At 71.8% G+C, this 15380-nt stretch carries 15 protein-coding genes; 7 read left to right on the top strand and 8 right to left on the bottom strand.

Annotated elements, in window-relative coordinates; all coding sequences use genetic code 11:
- Positions 1 to 5 precede the first annotated feature (5 nt).
- Complete coding sequence (locus ACFYY8_RS30375; protein ID WP_390046790.1) at positions 6 to 926, top strand: TIGR03619 family F420-dependent LLM class oxidoreductase; 921 nt, start codon at positions 6 to 8, stop codon at positions 924 to 926.
- Between the two features lie 132 nt (positions 927 to 1058).
- Entirely contained in the window at positions 1059 to 1400 is a 342-nt protein-coding gene (locus tag ACFYY8_RS30370; protein ID WP_390046789.1) for a VOC family protein, read from the top strand.
- A 98-nt stretch (positions 1401 to 1498) separates the two neighbouring features.
- On the opposite strand, the gene ACFYY8_RS30365 is transcribed toward ACFYY8_RS30370, so the two are convergent.
- Together ACFYY8_RS30365 and ACFYY8_RS30360 are read right to left on the bottom strand one after the other, a co-directional pair.
- On the bottom strand, positions 1499 to 2275 hold the full coding sequence (locus ACFYY8_RS30365; RefSeq protein ID WP_390046787.1) for a DUF2306 domain-containing protein: 777 nt from the start codon (positions 2273 to 2275) through the stop codon (positions 1499 to 1501).
- Between the two features lie 223 nt (positions 2276 to 2498).
- Positions 2499 to 4049 carry an MFS transporter gene (locus ACFYY8_RS30360; RefSeq protein WP_390046785.1) on the bottom strand — a complete coding sequence of 517 codons (1551 nt, stop codon included), beginning with the start codon at positions 4047 to 4049 and terminating at the stop codon, positions 2499 to 2501.
- Positions 4050 to 4251: 202 nt separating this feature from the next.
- Here ACFYY8_RS30360 and ACFYY8_RS30355 point away from each other — a divergent pair, with 202 nt between their 5' ends.
- From ACFYY8_RS30355 to ACFYY8_RS30345, 3 genes are all read left to right on the top strand, one after another.
- Positions 4252 to 4620, top strand: coding sequence for a YciI family protein (locus ACFYY8_RS30355; RefSeq protein WP_390046783.1), 369 nt, complete (start codon positions 4252 to 4254; stop codon positions 4618 to 4620).
- 185 nt (positions 4621 to 4805) lie between these two features.
- Entirely contained in the window at positions 4806 to 5594 is a 789-nt protein-coding gene (locus ACFYY8_RS30350) for an SDR family oxidoreductase (RefSeq protein WP_390046781.1), read from the top strand.
- A 98-nt stretch (positions 5595 to 5692) separates the two neighbouring features.
- Entirely contained in the window at positions 5693 to 6064 is a 372-nt protein-coding gene (locus tag ACFYY8_RS30345) for a YciI family protein (RefSeq protein ID WP_390046779.1), read from the top strand.
- 51 nt (positions 6065 to 6115) lie between these two features.
- On the opposite strand, the gene ACFYY8_RS30340 is transcribed toward ACFYY8_RS30345, so the two are convergent.
- Together ACFYY8_RS30340 and ACFYY8_RS30335 are read right to left on the bottom strand one after the other, a co-directional pair.
- Positions 6116 to 6772, bottom strand: a complete 657-nt coding sequence (locus ACFYY8_RS30340) for a response regulator (RefSeq protein ID WP_390046777.1) — start codon at positions 6770 to 6772, stop codon at positions 6116 to 6118.
- Positions 6769 to 7920, bottom strand: a complete 1152-nt coding sequence (locus ACFYY8_RS30335; RefSeq protein WP_390046775.1) for a sensor histidine kinase — start codon at positions 7918 to 7920, stop codon at positions 6769 to 6771. Before ACFYY8_RS30335 ends, ACFYY8_RS30340 begins: the two co-directional genes overlap by 4 nt.
- A gap of 164 nt (positions 7921 to 8084) precedes the next feature.
- On the opposite strand from ACFYY8_RS30335, the gene ACFYY8_RS30330 reads away from it, so the two are divergent.
- Entirely contained in the window at positions 8085 to 8852 is a 768-nt protein-coding gene (locus ACFYY8_RS30330; protein ID WP_390046773.1) for a DUF2306 domain-containing protein, read from the top strand.
- On the opposite strand, the gene ACFYY8_RS30325 is transcribed toward ACFYY8_RS30330, so the two are convergent.
- The 3 genes from ACFYY8_RS30325 to ACFYY8_RS30315 form a co-directional block, all read right to left on the bottom strand.
- Positions 8738 to 10000, bottom strand: a complete 1263-nt coding sequence (locus ACFYY8_RS30325) for a M28 family metallopeptidase (protein ID WP_390046771.1) — start codon at positions 9998 to 10000, stop codon at positions 8738 to 8740. The two genes, ACFYY8_RS30330 and ACFYY8_RS30325, sit on opposite strands and share 115 nt — an antisense overlap.
- 18 nt (positions 10001 to 10018) lie before the next feature.
- On the bottom strand, positions 10019 to 12247 hold the full coding sequence (locus ACFYY8_RS30320) for an NACHT domain-containing protein (protein WP_390046769.1): 2229 nt from the start codon (positions 12245 to 12247) through the stop codon (positions 10019 to 10021).
- A gap of 365 nt (positions 12248 to 12612) precedes the next feature.
- Positions 12613 to 13194 carry a TetR/AcrR family transcriptional regulator C-terminal domain-containing protein gene (locus ACFYY8_RS30315; RefSeq protein WP_390046767.1) on the bottom strand — a complete coding sequence of 194 codons (582 nt, stop codon included), beginning with the start codon at positions 13192 to 13194 and terminating at the stop codon, positions 12613 to 12615.
- A 59-nt stretch (positions 13195 to 13253) separates the two neighbouring features.
- On the opposite strand from ACFYY8_RS30315, the gene ACFYY8_RS30310 reads away from it, so the two are divergent.
- Positions 13254 to 14489 carry a beta-ketoacyl-[acyl-carrier-protein] synthase family protein gene (locus ACFYY8_RS30310; protein ID WP_390046765.1) on the top strand — a complete coding sequence of 412 codons (1236 nt, stop codon included), beginning with the start codon at positions 13254 to 13256 and terminating at the stop codon, positions 14487 to 14489.
- Positions 14490 to 14503: 14 nt separating this feature from the next.
- Here the strand turns inward: ACFYY8_RS30310 and ACFYY8_RS30305 are convergent, their stop codons facing one another.
- Positions 14504 to 15379: a class II glutamine amidotransferase gene (locus ACFYY8_RS30305; RefSeq protein ID WP_390046763.1), complete on the bottom strand. Its 876-nt coding sequence runs from the start codon at positions 15377 to 15379 to the stop codon at positions 14504 to 14506.
- Between the last annotated feature and the right edge of the window lies 1 nt (position 15380).

Genomic DNA, 15380 nt, shown 5'->3' with positions numbered 1-15380 from the left:
ACACCGTGAGGTTCGGCTTGGGACTGCCGCAGAGCAGCGGCTTCGACCTGCGCTTCGACGTCGCGAGGATCGCGAGGGGAGCAGAGAGCGCCGGTTACTCCAGCCTCTGGGTCTACGAGCGGGTGCTCTTCCCGCTCGAACCGGCCGAGGGCATGAACGGCGTGCCGGGGCTGCCGTGGATCGACCACTACCGGGAGTGCGCGGACGCGCTGACCGTCCTCACCCTCGCCGCCGCGGTGACCGACACCGTACGGCTCGGCACCGGCATCCTGGTCGCGCCGCTGTACCGTTCGCTGCACCTGGCGCGGGCGTTGGCGACGCTGGACCGGGCCAGCGGGGGCCGGGTGGTCGCCGGGTTCGGCAGCGGCTGGTCCTCCGACGAGTACCGGGGGATGGAGGCCGACTTCGCGGCGCGGGGCCGTACCCTCGACGAGACCCTCGACGCCTGCCGTGCCTTCTGGGGGCGCGACCCGGTCTCGCACCGGGACTCACGGCTCAGCGTCGAGGGCGCCCTGGTCAGCCCGAAACCGGTCGCGCGGATCCCGGTGCTGCTGGGCGGCCGTTCCGTCAGGGCCATAGAGCGGGCCGCCCGCAAGGCCGACGGGTGGCTGCCCTCGGGGCTGCCCGCGCCCGTGGTCGCCGAGCTGTGGGACAGGATCAGGCAGCGGGCCGTGGAACACGGCAGGGACGCCGACGCGCTGGAGCTCATTCCCCGGGCCGCCGTCGTGCTGTCCGAGACGCCCGCCCCCGCCGGGCGCAGGCCGTTCCAGGGGTCGATCGGGCAGGTGGTCGAGGACGTGGCGGCGCTGGTGGAGGCCGGGGCGACCGAGATCCTGCTCGACCTGGTGCCCTCGGCGAAGGGCGGCGAGGAGCTGCTCGAACGGGCCCTTGAGGTGTTCGAGGCGGTGACGGACGCCGGCTTCTGAGCCGTTCTCCTGACCGGGTTCCGGGGCGTTCTTCCCGGGGCCCGGTTTTTTCCGCGCCGGATGTCAAAGAACGGTCCACGGCTCCGACCCACAGGTAGAGGGGCCCACAGGGGGCCGCACTGAGGAGGAGACATGTCCGCACAGAGCTTCGCCGGCATTCTGCTGGGTACGGCTGACGCCGAGCGGCTGCGCGAATGGTACGTCCAGGCGTTCAACCCGAAGACCGAGGGCCCCGCCCTGTTCTTCGGCGACGTCGCCCTGTTCTGCGACCAGCGTGACGACGTCGCGGAGAAGAACTCAGAACCCGGCAGGCACATTCTCAACTTCAACGTCGAGAACGCCGCGGAGACCGCGGAGCGGCTCAACGGGCTGGGGGTGACGTGGCTGTCCGAGCTGAGCGAGAACGACCACGGGTGGATCGGCACGGTGGTCGACCCGGACGGCAACTACGTCCAGATCATGCAGCAGAAGTAACGCGGCGGACGTGGACCTCGGGCAGGGCGGGCCATGCGCGCCCGGCCCGAGGTCCCGTCGGCGGAGGCCCACCTCCGTGACGGCGGCTTTACGGCGGCTCAGCTCTGTGACGGTACGGCGCGCCTGGGCCTGCGGCGGCCTCCCCACGGCAGCCCGGAGGTCCGGTCGAGCCACCACTGGGCGACGCCGAGGTGCACGATGAAGGGCAGCCAGCCGATCAGCTCGAAGCACAGGTTCATGTCGGCGCCGGGGATGCTCGACACGTAGATCGCGATGGGCCTGCTGTAGATGTTCGTCAGCGACAGCGCGAAGCTGTAGGTCATCCAGCGGCGGTGCTCGGCCCACCGGTGCTTGCGCCCCATCCGGTAGCCGACGAGCGTGATGACCAGCCACAGGGCGGCCGTGATGTACAGACCCGTGCTGCCGGGCTGTACGCCGCCGTCGCGGACGTTGCGGATGCGCATCAGGACGATGGCGACGATCGAGGTGGGGACCGCGCCCGCGAAGACGAACAGCCGCCCGCTGATCCGGTGCACGGCCGGGTACCGTCTGCGGACCAACGGCCACACCTGCAGGCAGGCCGTCGCCATCGCGATGCTGGCGGTCACGATGTGGGTGACGACCAGCGCGTAGTGCAGGGGGATGCTCTGGACGAGGTGCACGGTCGCGGTGCGCGGGTCCAGCCTGATGTAGGGGCCCCAGATGTAGGTCAGGAACACCCCGACGAGGATGACCAGCGGGATCATCCACGGCCTTCGCCACCACCGGGGCCTGGGCGAGATCCGCCTCGCCCGTTCGGTCAGCCTCCGGTCGAGCTCGGCCATCTCGTCCGGCGCGTCGCGGACGTCGAATGCCTTCTCCGGTGATTGCGTCACAGTCGACTCCCTCTCTGGAAGATCTCGGCGGGGGACGCGGACGGCTTTTTTCGGCCGGGGCGTGAATCCCTCCGAGGCCGTTCACGAATGCGCGCCGAAAAACGCCTTATCGGCGTTCGAACACGGCGTGGGAATGTCGCGCCTCGATGGTCCCACCGGGATCGTGGCGGCGTTTCTCTGAAAATGCGGAGTTGTGTTCTCCGGAAACAGGCCGATTTCCGGGTCAGGGGCGGCGCAGGGTGGCCGCCGTCAGGGCCGCCAGGCAGACGAAGACGACGACGCCGATGACGCCGACGGTGTTGAGTCCGGCGGTGAAGGACTCCCGCGCGACGGCCAGCAACCGGGCCGCGGGTTCGGCGGGCAGCCCCGAGGCCACCGAGACGGCCCCGGCGAGGGTCTCCCCGGCCTGTCCCGCCTGGTCACCGAGCCCGGTGGGCAGCGCGTCCGCGATGTGCGAGCGGTAGACGGCGGCGCCGACCGTGCCCATGAGGGCCATGCCGAGCGTCCCACCGAAGTGCAGGCTCGTCTCGGAGATCGAGGCGGCGGAACCCGCCCGCCCTGGAGGCACGGAGCCGACGACCAGGCCCGTCCCCAGCGAGACCAGTGGGCCGTCGCCGAGCGCGATGACCGCGATGCCGAGGACGGCCAGGGCCAGCCCGCCGGGGCCGTCTGAGCCGCCGGGGCCGCCGGGGCCGCCGACCAGGGCGACGAGCGCGAACCCGGCGGCGGACAGCGCCAGGCCGCCCGCGATGGCCGTCCCCGGCCGCATCCCGCGGACCAGGGCGGGCGAGAGCACGGCGCCCACGGCCAGCGCCAGGCCCATGGGCGCGTACCACAGGGCCGCCGTCGCCGGGGACAGGCCGAGCACCGACTGGAGGTACTGGCTGACCAGCAGCCCCGTCCCGGCGATCATCGCGCCGCCGAGCAGCATCGTCACCAGGACGACGCCGAAGGAGCGTTCGGTGAACAGCCGCAGGTCGAGCAGGGGACGCTCAAGGCTGAGCTGGCGCCGGACGAAGGCGAACCCGAGGAGCAGGCCGGCGGCGAGCGCGGCGAGGGGTACGGCAGGCGCGGTGTCGTCGCCGACGGCCAGCTCCTTGACCCCGTAGACCAGGGGCAGCACGGTCGCCAGCGACAGGGCGACGCTGACGAGGTCGAGGCGCCCGGCGTCCGGGTTGCGGTACTCGGGCAGCAGGAGCGGCGCCAGCACCAGCAGCAGCGCCATGACGGGGACGCCGAGCAGGAAGACCGAACCCCACCAGAAGTGTTCGAGCAGGACACCGCCGATGACGGGGCCGAGCGCGGCGCCGCCGAACTGGCAGGCGGCCCACAGCGAGATGGCCAGGCCACGCTGTCCGGCGTCGGCGAACATGTTGCTGATCAGGGCCAGGGTCGAGGGCATGAGGGTCGCGCCCGCGACGCCCAGCAGGGCACGGGCGGCGATGAGCATGCCGGGGCTGCCGGAGTAGGCGGCCAGTACGGAGGCCAGGCCGAAGGCGGCCCCGCCGATGAGCAGCAGCCTCCTGCGGCCGATCCGGTCGCCGAGGGTGCCCATGGTGATGAGGAACCCGGCCAGGAGGAAGCCGTACACGTCGGCGATCCACAGCTGTTCGACACTGCTGGTCCCCAGGTCGGCGCTGAGGTGGGGCACCGCGAGGAACAGGACACCGATGTCCAGCGCGACCAGCAGGGTGGGCAGGGCCAGCACCGCGAGCCCGGTCCACTCCCTGCGCCCGGCCCTGGGCGGTGCCTCCTTCGTCGTCTCGTCATGCATGGGGGCTTGTCACTCCTCGTCCGGTCGGATGGCGGTTGATGAGGACGGTGCCGAAGGCACCCCTCATGGACAGATCGGAGCCGGATCGAGGATCTCGACGTCCTCCTTCGAGAGATTTGCCGGGTTTCGCGGCTGGATGACAAGAACGGGACGTCCGCTCCGACATGTCTACGGAACCGGCGCGAACGCTAGGAGCGAAGACGTGAAGTACCTGCTGGCGATCTACGAGAACCCCGGAGTCTGGAACGGCCTGCCGGAACGGGTCCGCGCCGACGTGCACGAGGGCCGTCACCGGTTCGTCGAGGAGATCGGCGCCAGCGGGGAACTCCTCGGCAGGATCACGCTCGGGGACCTCTCGCACGGCGCCGTCGTCCAGGTACGTGACGGACTGACCTGGGTCACCGGCGGCCTCCACGCCGGGCGCGCCGACCACCTCGTCGGCTGCTACGTCGTGGAGTGCGAGAGCAGGGAACGCGCGCACGCCATCGCCGCGATGATCCCGGACACCGGGATCGAGGGACTGGGCATAGAGGTCCGGCCGATCGCCTTCTCGGTGGGCGCGGGTGTCTGAGAAACGCCTTTCCGCACCGCGCCTGAGCATCGGGAAACGCGTGTTTCCGCTTCGGCGGGAGGTCTTTTCACGGGGGTCGGAAATCTTGGGCGCGAGGCCGGGAAAACCCGGCTCCGTGGCCGGGAAAGGAATCGCGAACATCGAGGAAGGGCCCGTTTCCCGGGTCCTCGACCGGAGGTGGAACCGTGAACGTCCCTGAACTGCTGTCGGGAAAGGTGGTCCTGGTCGCCGGAGTCGGCCCCGGCCTCGGGCGGGAGCTGGCCGTACGGTGTGCCCGCGCGGGAGCGGACCTGGTGCTGGCCGCGCGCACCGCGTCCCTCCTTGAGGTGGTGGCCGACGAGGTCAAGCAACTCGGCCGCCGGGCACTGGCCGTACCGGCCGACCTGACCGACGAGGCGGAGACCGAGAGCGTGGTGCTGGCGGCGCTTGAGACCTACGGGCGGGTGGACACGCTCATCCACAACGCCTTCGCCGCGCCGCGGCACCTGACGATGGTCGAGGTCGGCCTCGACGAGGTCCGCGAGGGATTCGAGATCAACGTCTACGCGGCGTTGCGCCTGGTCAGGCTGCTCGCGCCGACTCTGGTCGAGAACCGGGGCTCCGTCGTGATGGTCAACTCCTCGGTCCTGCGGCACTCCATCGAGCGCTGCGGCTCCTACAAGATGGCCAAGGCCGGGCTGCTCGCGCTCGCCCAGATGCTCTCCACCGAACTCGGCCCGCAGGGGGTGCGCGTCAACAGCGTCGCCCCGGGGCCGATCCTGATCGACACGGTGAAGGCGTTCGTCGAGGAGATCGCCACCGCCCGCGGCGTCCCCGCGACGACGGTCTACGACGAGATGACGAGCTCGATCGACCGGCGCAGGCTCCAGGAGCCCGAGGAGGTGGCCGACGCGGTGATCTTCCTGGCCTCCGACATGGCCCGTGCGATCACCGGGCACTGCCTCGACGTCAACGGTGGCGAGTACCACAGCTGACCCTCCCGAACTCGTCGGCGCCGGGATGTCAAAACCCCGGCCCCGGCTCCGACCTCTCCATGGAAGACATCGAAAGACCAATCGGAGGAGCGAGTCATATGTCGAAGTTCATGCTGATCATGCACACCAGCCCCGCGGTCATGGAGAAGCTGTCCGAGGCCGAACTCAACGAGATCATGAGCGGTCACGGCACCTTCCAGGAGACGATCAAGGAGACCGGGGAGTTCGTCTCGACGCACGCGCTCGGCGACACGTCCAACAGCGCGGTGGTCAGCGTCGCCGACGGCACCACCGTCGTCAAGGACGGCCCGGCCGTGGTGAGTGAGCTGGGCATCGGCGGTTACTACATCGTCGAGTGCGAGAACAAGGACCGCGCCTACGAGGTCGCCGCGCTGATCCCGGACGCGAAGATCGACGGCCTGGCCGTCGAGGTCCGCCCGATCCTGTTCTCCGCAGGCGCCAACCTCTGAGCACCTTTCCGTGACGCGTTCCCACCCGGCTCGGGGCGGGTGGGAACGAACTCACCTTCTGTCGGCGAAGCCGGTGCGGTAGGCCCATACGACCGCCTGGGTGCGGTCGCGTACGCGTAGTTTGTACAGGATGTGTTTGATGTGGGTCTTCACGGTCTCCAGGGAGACGTGCATCGACCGGGCGATCTCGATGTTCGACAGGCCCTCGGCGAGGGCGCGCAGCACGTCGGCCTCGCGTTCGGTCAGCTGAGCCGCGAGAGCGGCGTCCCGGCCGTCGGCGCCGCGCCGGGCGGCGAGCGTCTCAAGCAGCCTGCGGGTCACCGAGGGCGCGACGAGCGCGTCCCCGCCCGCGACCGTGCGGATGCCCTCGACCACCTGCTCCGGGGTCGCCCGTTTGAGCAGGAAGCCGTCCGCCCCCGCCGCGATGGCGTCGTCCACGATCTCGTCGAGGTCGAAGGTGGTGAGCACCAGCACCCGGGGCCTCGGCTGGGGCCAGGAGGTGATCTCCCGGGTGGCGCGGACACCGTCGTGGCCGGGCATCCGCACGTCCATCAGCACGACGTCCGGCCTGCTCGCCCTGACCCCGTGTACGGCCTGCGTCCCGTTGGCCGCCTCTCCCACGACGACGATGTCCCTCTCGGCGCGGAGCAGGGCTCGTAGACCCCCTCTGACCAGCGCGTCGTCGTCGGCGAGGAACACCTTGATCATGGCCGTGCCACCGGCAGGACCACCCGGACGCCGAAGCCGCCCTCGACGGGGCCCGCCTCCAGGTCGCCGCCCTCAAGCCGGGCCCGTTCCCGCATGTTGACCAGGCCGCGCCCCGGCACCGGCTCGGGGAAGCCGTCCCCCTCGTTGGTCACCTTGAGCAGCACCCGGTCCCCGGTCTGCGTCAGGTCGATCCGGATGCGTCCACGGGAGGTGTGCCGCAGCGCGTTGGTCACCGCCTCCTGGGTGATCCGGTAGACCGCCCGCGCTCCGCTGGCCGGGAGCTCGACCTCGCCGGTGTTGAGTTCGACCTCCCGCCCGGCGGCGCGCACCCGCCCGGCGAGGTCGGCGAGGTCGGCCGTCGTGGGGTCGACGTTCGTGTGCCCCGAACCGTCGGCGGCCGGGTCGAGGACGCGTAACAGACGGTCGAGTTCGTCGAGCGCGCCCCGGCCGAGGGTCTCGATGTGCCCGAGCGCCTCATGGCCGAAGTCCGGGTTCTCCGCGAAGACCCGCCTGCCGACCCCGGCCTGCATGACCATCACGTTGACCGCGTGGCCGAGGGCGTCGTGCAGTTCCCCGGCCAGCCGGGCGCGTTCCTGGAGCAGGACCCGTTCGGCGAGCGCCACCCGCTCCCGCGCCTCGCTCACGGCCCGCGCCTCGGCCGCCGCGGCGTACGCGCGGCGGCTCAGCGCGGCGTCACCCCCGATGGTCGAGATCAGGAAGCACATGGTGATCCCCGACAGTTCGAGCAGGCTCACCTGGCCACGGTCGAACACCACGTACCCGAGGACCGCCAGCCCGCCGGACAGGGCGGCCACCAGCCTGCGCGGCCAGTCGCGGTACAGGGAGAAGCAGGTGAACAGGGCGATCCAGGCGGGCCACTGCACGACGGTCACCGCGTATCCCGCCGCCTCGTTGACGATCAGCAGCGCCGAGACGACGGCGACCACCGGCAGCGGGAAGACCTGCCGCCACAGCAGGGCCAGCGAGGCGGCCGTGACCAGGACGAGCCCGGGGAGGTCGGCCTCCCGGTAGGGCGGCCCCGCGGCGGCCAGCAGGCTCGCGACGGCGGACCCGGCGGTCAGGGCTCCCGCCAGCCAGCGGTCGGCCCCGGCGGGCCGGGTACGGCGGAAGCCGCCGGTCAAACGCATGGCCCCATCTTTCCCCGAACCCGGGCAGGTGGGTCAACCATTCTCCCTCGGATGAGGGAGGCGCCCTCACCAGGAAGAGGGGCGACCGCCGCGCCCCGGGGACCCTACGTTGTGGACGGCCTTGGAGGGCCGTTACGGACGGTCGATCGACGATGGGGGCGTTCATGAGAAGGACAGTCGGACTGTGGTGGGTCGTCCTCACCGCGGTGGGAATCGCGGTGTACGCGCCGCTGCCGTACCTGACGGACACGCTGCGGCACCTCGCGCGGAGCGACGTCGGGATCGCGGCCACCTACGTCGATCAGCCGGGCTGGGCGCAGGCGGTCCTGTACGTGCACATCTGCTTCGGCGGCCTGGCGCTGCTGGTCTCACCCACCCAGTTCGTCGTACGGCTGCGCACCCGCTTTCCCGGGTTCCACCGGCTCTGCGGGCGGGTCGTGATCGTCGCCATGATCGTGGCCGGGGTGGCGGGGCTGGTGATGGCTCCGGCCAACATGGCCGGTCCGGTGGGAACGGCGGGCTTCGGGACGCTGGCCGTACTGTGGACGACCTTCGCCGTCGCGGCCTACCGGGCGATCAGGCGCGGTGACGTCGCCGCGCACCGCCGCTGGGCGACACGGGCGTTCGCGCTGACGTACGCCGCGGTGATGCTCAGGGCGTGGCCGCTCGTCCTCGTTCCGCTCCAGACCGCGTTCGGCGTGGACGAGGTCACCGCCTTCGACCGCTCCTACCTGGCCGACTCCTTCCTGAGCTGGGTGCCGAACCTGCTGTTCGCCGAGGTCCTGCTGCGGCGGAGCCGCGGACGCCGGGACGTTCGTCAGGAGGACGGGTCCTCGCGGGCCAGCCTGCGGATGACGGCCTCGGCCAGTTCGGCGGCGGAGACCACGCTGTCCAGGTCGACGTTGTCGGGGACGTCGGAGTCGAGGTGGTAGTGGGTGATGAGCTTGTCGTGGTCGAGCGAGACGATCGTGGCGACGGGGTACCCGTGCCGCCGGGGGACCTCGCTGTCGGTGCTGTTGCGCGAACGCAGTCCCCGTAGGAGCGGCACCCCGATGTCGCGCGCGCACTCCGCGACGAACCGGCGGAACGGCTCGGGATAGTCGCGCATCAGCACGGGTCCCTCACCTTCGAGGAGGGCGAGCCTTCCCGAGCCGACGCTTTCGAGGTTGACGAAGCAGGTGCCGGAGCCGAGATCGGGGAAGTGCCTGCGGGCGAACCCGCGGATGCCCTCCTGCAGGGCCTCCTCGGCGCCGGCGGACAGCAGGACGACCCGCAGCCCGGAGACCGGGTCCCGCTGGAGCGCCCGCGCGACGCAGACCAGCGCGGCCACCCCGGAGAGGTTGTCGTTGGCCCCCGGTACGGCGGGCCTGCGGCCGATGTCGGCCAGGAACGCCAGATTGACCGCCGTGATCACCGTTCCCAGGCCCCCGAGCCTGCGGTCGCCGCTCGCGGCGCCCACGGCGACCAGGGCCGGGCCCAGGATGACCGGCCACCAAGTCGGCGGGTTCTCCTTGGCGGCGGCGATGACGGCGGGGAAGTGGCGGGCGACCCAGCGGAGCACCCGCTGGTCGAAGATCACTCCCGACGGGGCGGCGTCGTGGTGGGCGAGGACGACCACCGTCCGGTTCGCCGTCGGGTCGCCGCCGTGCGCCACGACGTTGTGGGCGCGCCGGTGGGGGAGCGCCACCCGGCGGAACCAGCGGGCGCCTCCCGCGACGTCGTCGGCGATGGCCGCCGACGCCGCCGCCGCGACCACCGCGGCGCCCCAGCGGGCCGCGGCCCTCCGCGCGCCGCCGTACGGGCCGCCGCCGTGCGGGGAGGGCCGCGTGCCGTACCGGGAGAGGAGCCCCGCGGCGAGTCCGGCGGCGCTGAGCAGGCCGATCGGCAGCGCGTAGGAACTCGTCGCGCGCACCGGCTCGACACCGGCCCGGTAGCCGAGGCCGCGCAGCCGTTCCGCGAGCGCGGCGGCCACCCGCTTCTCCCCGGGCGAGGTGGGAAGCCGGGCGATTCCTGCGTAGGCGCGGATCACCTCGTCACAGGTCCGCCGCCGCCACCCGTCCGGTAACCGGTCAGTCGTCATGGCCCGCCTCACCCGTCTCTAGTTGTGCCACGTCAGGAGGTACTCCTGGAACCTCACATGGCGGAACTGGTAGACGGCGCCCACCCGGCGCAGGAGACCACGCCGGTGGGTGTCGTCCAGGAAGTCCATGAACCGCCACGGCAGCCTGCCCAGCAGGGCGAGCCACGCCTTCGCCACCGCGTAACGGCCCCACACCGACGTCGTCAGCCCCATGAGGTGGTCGGCGAGCGCGTACCCGAGCCCGAAGACCGTCGCCGGGAGCACGGCCGCCCGGACGCCGTACGCGAACGTGTAGGCGATGCCCGTGGTGACGGAGATCGTGGTGAACAGCGTGAGACTGCGGGCGAGGGCCGCGAGCCGTTCGGCGCGCCGGGTCGAGCGCGGGCTCAGCGCGAGGGTGACGTCGGTCGACACGTCCAGCCAGATGTTCAGCCCGTCGATCACCCCGAACGCGAGGCCGACCAGGATGCCGACGAGCACGCCGAACCACGACGCCGAGATCGCCCAGGCCGTCACCCCGACCCCGACGCCGGTGACACACCCGATGGCGACGTGGCGGACGAACGCCACGGCGCCCCGGCGGGAGGCGAACCTGACCTCGCTCGGCTCGGACCGGGTCGAGATGGTCAGGTATCCGTCGGCGAGGCCGACCGCGAGGCCGAGGCCGACCCCTTCGGCGACCGCCCGGTACAGGCCGCCCGTCTGGTAGACCACGAATCCCTGGATCAGCCCCGTCACCATGCCCAGGACGCGGCCCGCGCCCAGCGCCAGCCTCCGTTCGAGGGGCGTCTTCTCGTTCAGGCCGATGAGGGGCGTGAGGAGCCCGCCCCGCGTCCCGGACTCCCGCAGCCCGCGCAGCCAGGCGTTCATCGGCCCCTTCAGGATCCCCTCAAGGCTCCACCGTTCGGTACGGCGGTCGCCCGCCAGGAGGAGTACGGCGACGGCGAAGACGACGGCGGCGACGGGGCCGAAGACGAAGCCCACGACACACGCTCCGGCGACGGCGGCCGGGGCGTGCACGACGGCCGCCGGGGCCGCGGTCTCCAGGTGCCACCACGCGATGTCCGGCCGGTCCCGGCCGCTCAGGTTGCGGGCGAGGAAGGTCAGCCAGACCTGGACGTCGTCGGCCTGCGGGCCACGTCGTTCGTCGGGGTAGGCGGCCCGGATGAGCTCGCCGAGCAGGTGCTCCTCGACCAGTCCGGCCGTGGCGAGACGCGGCTGGAGCAGGATCGCCGCGTCCCCCGGCCGGTCACCGTAGATCGCACGTGCCAGCGTCACCATGAGCGGCGTGCGCAGCGCCGTGGCGACCGGCCCGTCGGGGTTGTCCCGCATCTCGGCGAACACCGGGTCCCAGCGGCGCACGCGGGGCCTCGCCGTGGCCCCCCGGAGATACTCCTCGACCCTCGCGCAGCCGAGGGGCTGCAGCACGACGGCCGCCCCACGGGTGACGGCGTCGCCGGCCAGTACGGCGGCGCGGTACTCGTTCGTCCTGCTCGTCAAGACGATCTGGCGGTCCCGTCCCAGCCAGCCGTTGACGTCGGTGATCGCCTGGGGCCGGGTGGGTTCGGCGAGTTCGTCCAGGCCGTCCAGGATCGGAAGGATCAGGTTGTCGTGCAACAGGCGCCTGGCGAGCTCCCGCGCGTCCCGGTGCCGGGGCGAGCCGAGCTGGTAGTTCGTCGCCAGCTGGTCGGCCAGCCACTCCTCCAGCGGGATCTCGGCCGGGTTCCACCTGTTCAGCGGGATCAGGACCGGGACGGGCCGTCCGGGCACGCGGCGTTCCAGCAGCTCCAGCAGGAGGGTCAGGGCGAGGACCGACTTGCCGGAGCCGAGCGGTCCCAGGATCACCAGCCGTCCGCCGGGCAGGCCCTCGAAGAAGTCGGCGACCTGGGCGAGGTCGCCGTCCAGAGGCACGTCGGCACGGGCGGCCCGCGCGTCCCCGGCTCTGGCGGCGGGCAGCGCGTAGATGGGGTCGGTGAGCTCCTCCTCCTTGGTCCAGCTGACGTTCAGCGGCCAGGGGTCGTTGAGCCTGCGCAGGGCCGCCTCCGCCTCCCACTGCTCACGCACCGCCCCGGCCAGCTGGTCGGCGACCTTGAGCAGCGCGTCCGCCTCGGACGCCGGGGAGGGGCCACCCGCCCGGTGCCCGGAGAAGCGTTCCAGCTGGGACAGGAGCAGGCCGGCCGCCGCCGTGAGCACTCCCAGGACGGCGCCCCACCCGGCCGCCTGGTCCTGTCTGACGAAGAAGATCAACACTGAGATGAGGACGGCGGACCCGCACACCAGGGAGAAGACCGTTATGAAGATCCTTCTGGCCCACGATCGCCTTTTGGGGACCATTCCCACTCCTTGGCCGGCCCCGTACGGAATCTGCGGACAATGCAATCAGGTGGCCCACCCTGATTCAAGGAGTTTTTCCCGTTCTGTCCTGGCGGATCGTGGATTTGTGTCGGCCTCGCGGGCCATGGCGGGGGTTCCGCCTGGTCAGCGGGTTGAGCGGGAGCCTTTCCGCGGTGCCACCGGGCCTGTACGGGATTCCGTACCCGGGCGCCCTCTCCGGCGAGCGCCATTTTCCCGATAATCCGGAAATATCGGGTTTTGTGGGAAAGGTGGGGCTTCTACTTCTCGCGGACCGTCAGAACCCCGGCGAGGTCGATGTCGCTTGAGCGGCCGCCGAAACCGGACTCGGAGATCAGCCGGGCCCCGAGGACGGCGCTCCAGAAGGTCCGCGCCTCGACGGCGGCGGGACGGTCGACGACCCAGCCGTGGCGGTCGAGCACCACGGTGAGATAGCGCTCCGCCAGCCGGAACAGCAGGGTGAGGTTGTGCTGCGCCACCGGCCGCAGCTCGGGCCTGAGCCGTGTCGTCGACATCGCCTGGACGGCGACCGGTACGGCGGGCAGCGCCAGCGCGGTGCGGGCCATCGCCTCACGGAACGCCCTGGGCGTGCGTTGCCGGTGCCCGACCGGCTCCAGCCGTTCGGCGTCGCGGAGCAGCATCAGGAACGCCGCGTGGACGAACAGGGCGTCCTTGGACCCGAAGTAGTAGGTGATCTGGTTCGGGTGGGCGCCGGCCGCCGCCGCGATCTCGGCCACGCTCACCGAGCCGAAGGGATGCTCGGCGAAGAGCGCCACGGCCTGGTCGAGAAGCTGCGCGCGGGTGCGTCGGCCCCGGCTCCGGGGAGGGTCGCTCGTGGGCATGCTGTATTTGTATGCGATACAACTATGCGGGAGCAAGCCGGAACACCGAGGGGATCAGCATGAGCGTTCAGGACGTCGTCGTCACCGGTCTGGGGGCGACCACGCCTCTCGGCGGGGACGTCGCCTCACTGTGGGAAGGGCTCCTCGCCGGGCGCTCCGGCGTCCGCCGGATCGACGACCTCGTGGCGCCCTTCGCCCACGCCGGCGAACTGCCGGTGCGGATCGCCGCCCCGATGGCGGTCTCCCCCGACGAGGTGCTGCCCCGTGTCACGGCCCGGCGGATGGACCGCTGCCAGCAGGCCGTACTCGTCGCCGCGCGGCAGGCCTGGGCCGACGCCGCCATGCCCGAGGTCGATCCCGACCGTCTCGCGGTGGTGGTCGGCACCGGCATCGCCGGCATCGGCACCCTCCTGGAGCAGGACGACCTGATAGAGGAGAAGGGGCCCCGGCGGATCGCCCCGCTCGCCGTCCCCATGCTGATGCCGAACGGCCCGGCCGCCTGGATCAGCCTGGAGTACGGCGCCAGAGCCGGCGTGTACACACCCGTCTCCGCGTGCGCGTCGGGTGCCGAGGCCCTCGCGTTCGCCGCCAGGCTCATCCGGTCCGGCGAGGCCGACGTCGTCATCGCCGGTGGCACGGAGGCCGCCATCACGCCGTTGACCATCGCCGGGTTCGCCCAGGCGCGCACGCTGTCGAAGCGCAACGACGCCCCCGAGCGCGCCTCACGGCCGTTCGACGTCGACCGCGACGGCTTCGTGCTCGGCGAGGGCGCCGGTGTCATGGTCCTGGAGCGGGCGGACTTCGCGGCCGCGCGGGGCGCCCGCCCGATCGGCCGGTTGGCGGGCTTCGGCATCACCTCGGACGCCCACCACATCACCGGCCCCGACCCGACGGGCGCGGGCCAGGCCCAGGCGATCCTCAGGGCCGTCTCCTCCGCCGGACTCCGGCCGGAGGACGTCGACCACGTCAACTGCCACGCGACGTCCACCGTCGTGGGAGACGTGGGCGAGGCGGCCGCGATCCAGCGGGCGCTCGGGAACGACGTCGTCCTCACCGCGCCCAAGTCCAGCCTCGGCCACCTCGTCGGCGCGGCCGGTGCGGTCGAGGCCATCGTCACCCTGCTGTCGGTCGCCAACAGCGTCATCCCGCACACCCTCAACCTCGACAGGAAGGCCCCCGAGGTCGAGCTTGAGGTCGTCAGCGGTGAGCCCCGCAAGCAGCATCTCGGCGCGGCGGTGTGCAACTCCTTCGGGTTCGGCGGTCAGAACGTCTCCCTGCTCTTCACCGCCCCCTGACCGTTCCCGACCGGTCAGCGGACCCCGGCTCGCTGGGAGGCGGCGGCGCCGGGGCGCAGGTCGGCCAGGGTCAGCGGACGCGCCGGGGGGTCGGTCAGCAGCGCCGTACGGACGAGGCCCAGATCGGGGCCGTTGTGCAGGAGTTCGCCGGGCTCCATCAGCCGCCAGCCGGGATTGTCGTCCATCCGCTCGCTGGCCACGACGAGCGCGGGCGCCCGCGACAGGTCGCCGGAGTGCACCCGGATGCGCCCGCCGGTTCCCGTGTGGTCGAGGTGCCGGTCACCGTGCCTGCCGCCGGGGGCGCGTTCGAGCACGTACAGCTCGTGGGTGTCCGGGTAGCGCAACGCCCACAGTTCGCCGGGGGTGGCGAGGATGAGGTTGAGCGCGTACAGCGGCAGGTGTTCGGCGATCCACCGTACGGCCCGGCCGAGCCCGGCGGCCACGTCCCCGCCGTTCGCCCGGATCTCCTTGGTGACCAGGGCGAACACCCGTTCCGAATCGGTCTCCCCCTTGACCAGTGAGCGCGCGTCGCCGAGGTGTTCGTCGAGCAGGTCGAGGCCCTCGACGACCCCGTTGTGCGCGAACAGCCGTCCGTCCTGCTCGAAGGGGTGGGTGTTGCGGACGTCGAGGCCGCCGGTCGAGGCGAATCTGATGTGGGCCACGAAGGCGGCCGAGCGCACGGTCCTGGCCTCCTCGGCGAAGCGCCGGTCGGCGTAGGCGGCGACGGGCTCCTTGCGCACCTGCGGCTCGCCGTCCTCCTCGAAGTAGCCGAGACCGGTGCCGTCGGGGTCGCGGTGCCCCTGGACGCTGAGGCTGTCGGGGGCGTCGAGCAACCAGAACGTGGCGCGGGTCCGTCGTGGCGCGCTGGTCATCCCGAACAGACGGCACATT

Origin of the sequence: Streptosporangium sp. NPDC001559, assembly GCF_042893955.1 — a bacterium.
In the GTDB taxonomy this organism is placed as follows: domain Bacteria; phylum Actinomycetota; class Actinomycetes; order Streptosporangiales; family Streptosporangiaceae; genus Streptosporangium.
This window is presented reverse-complemented; position numbering and strand designations above follow the sequence as displayed.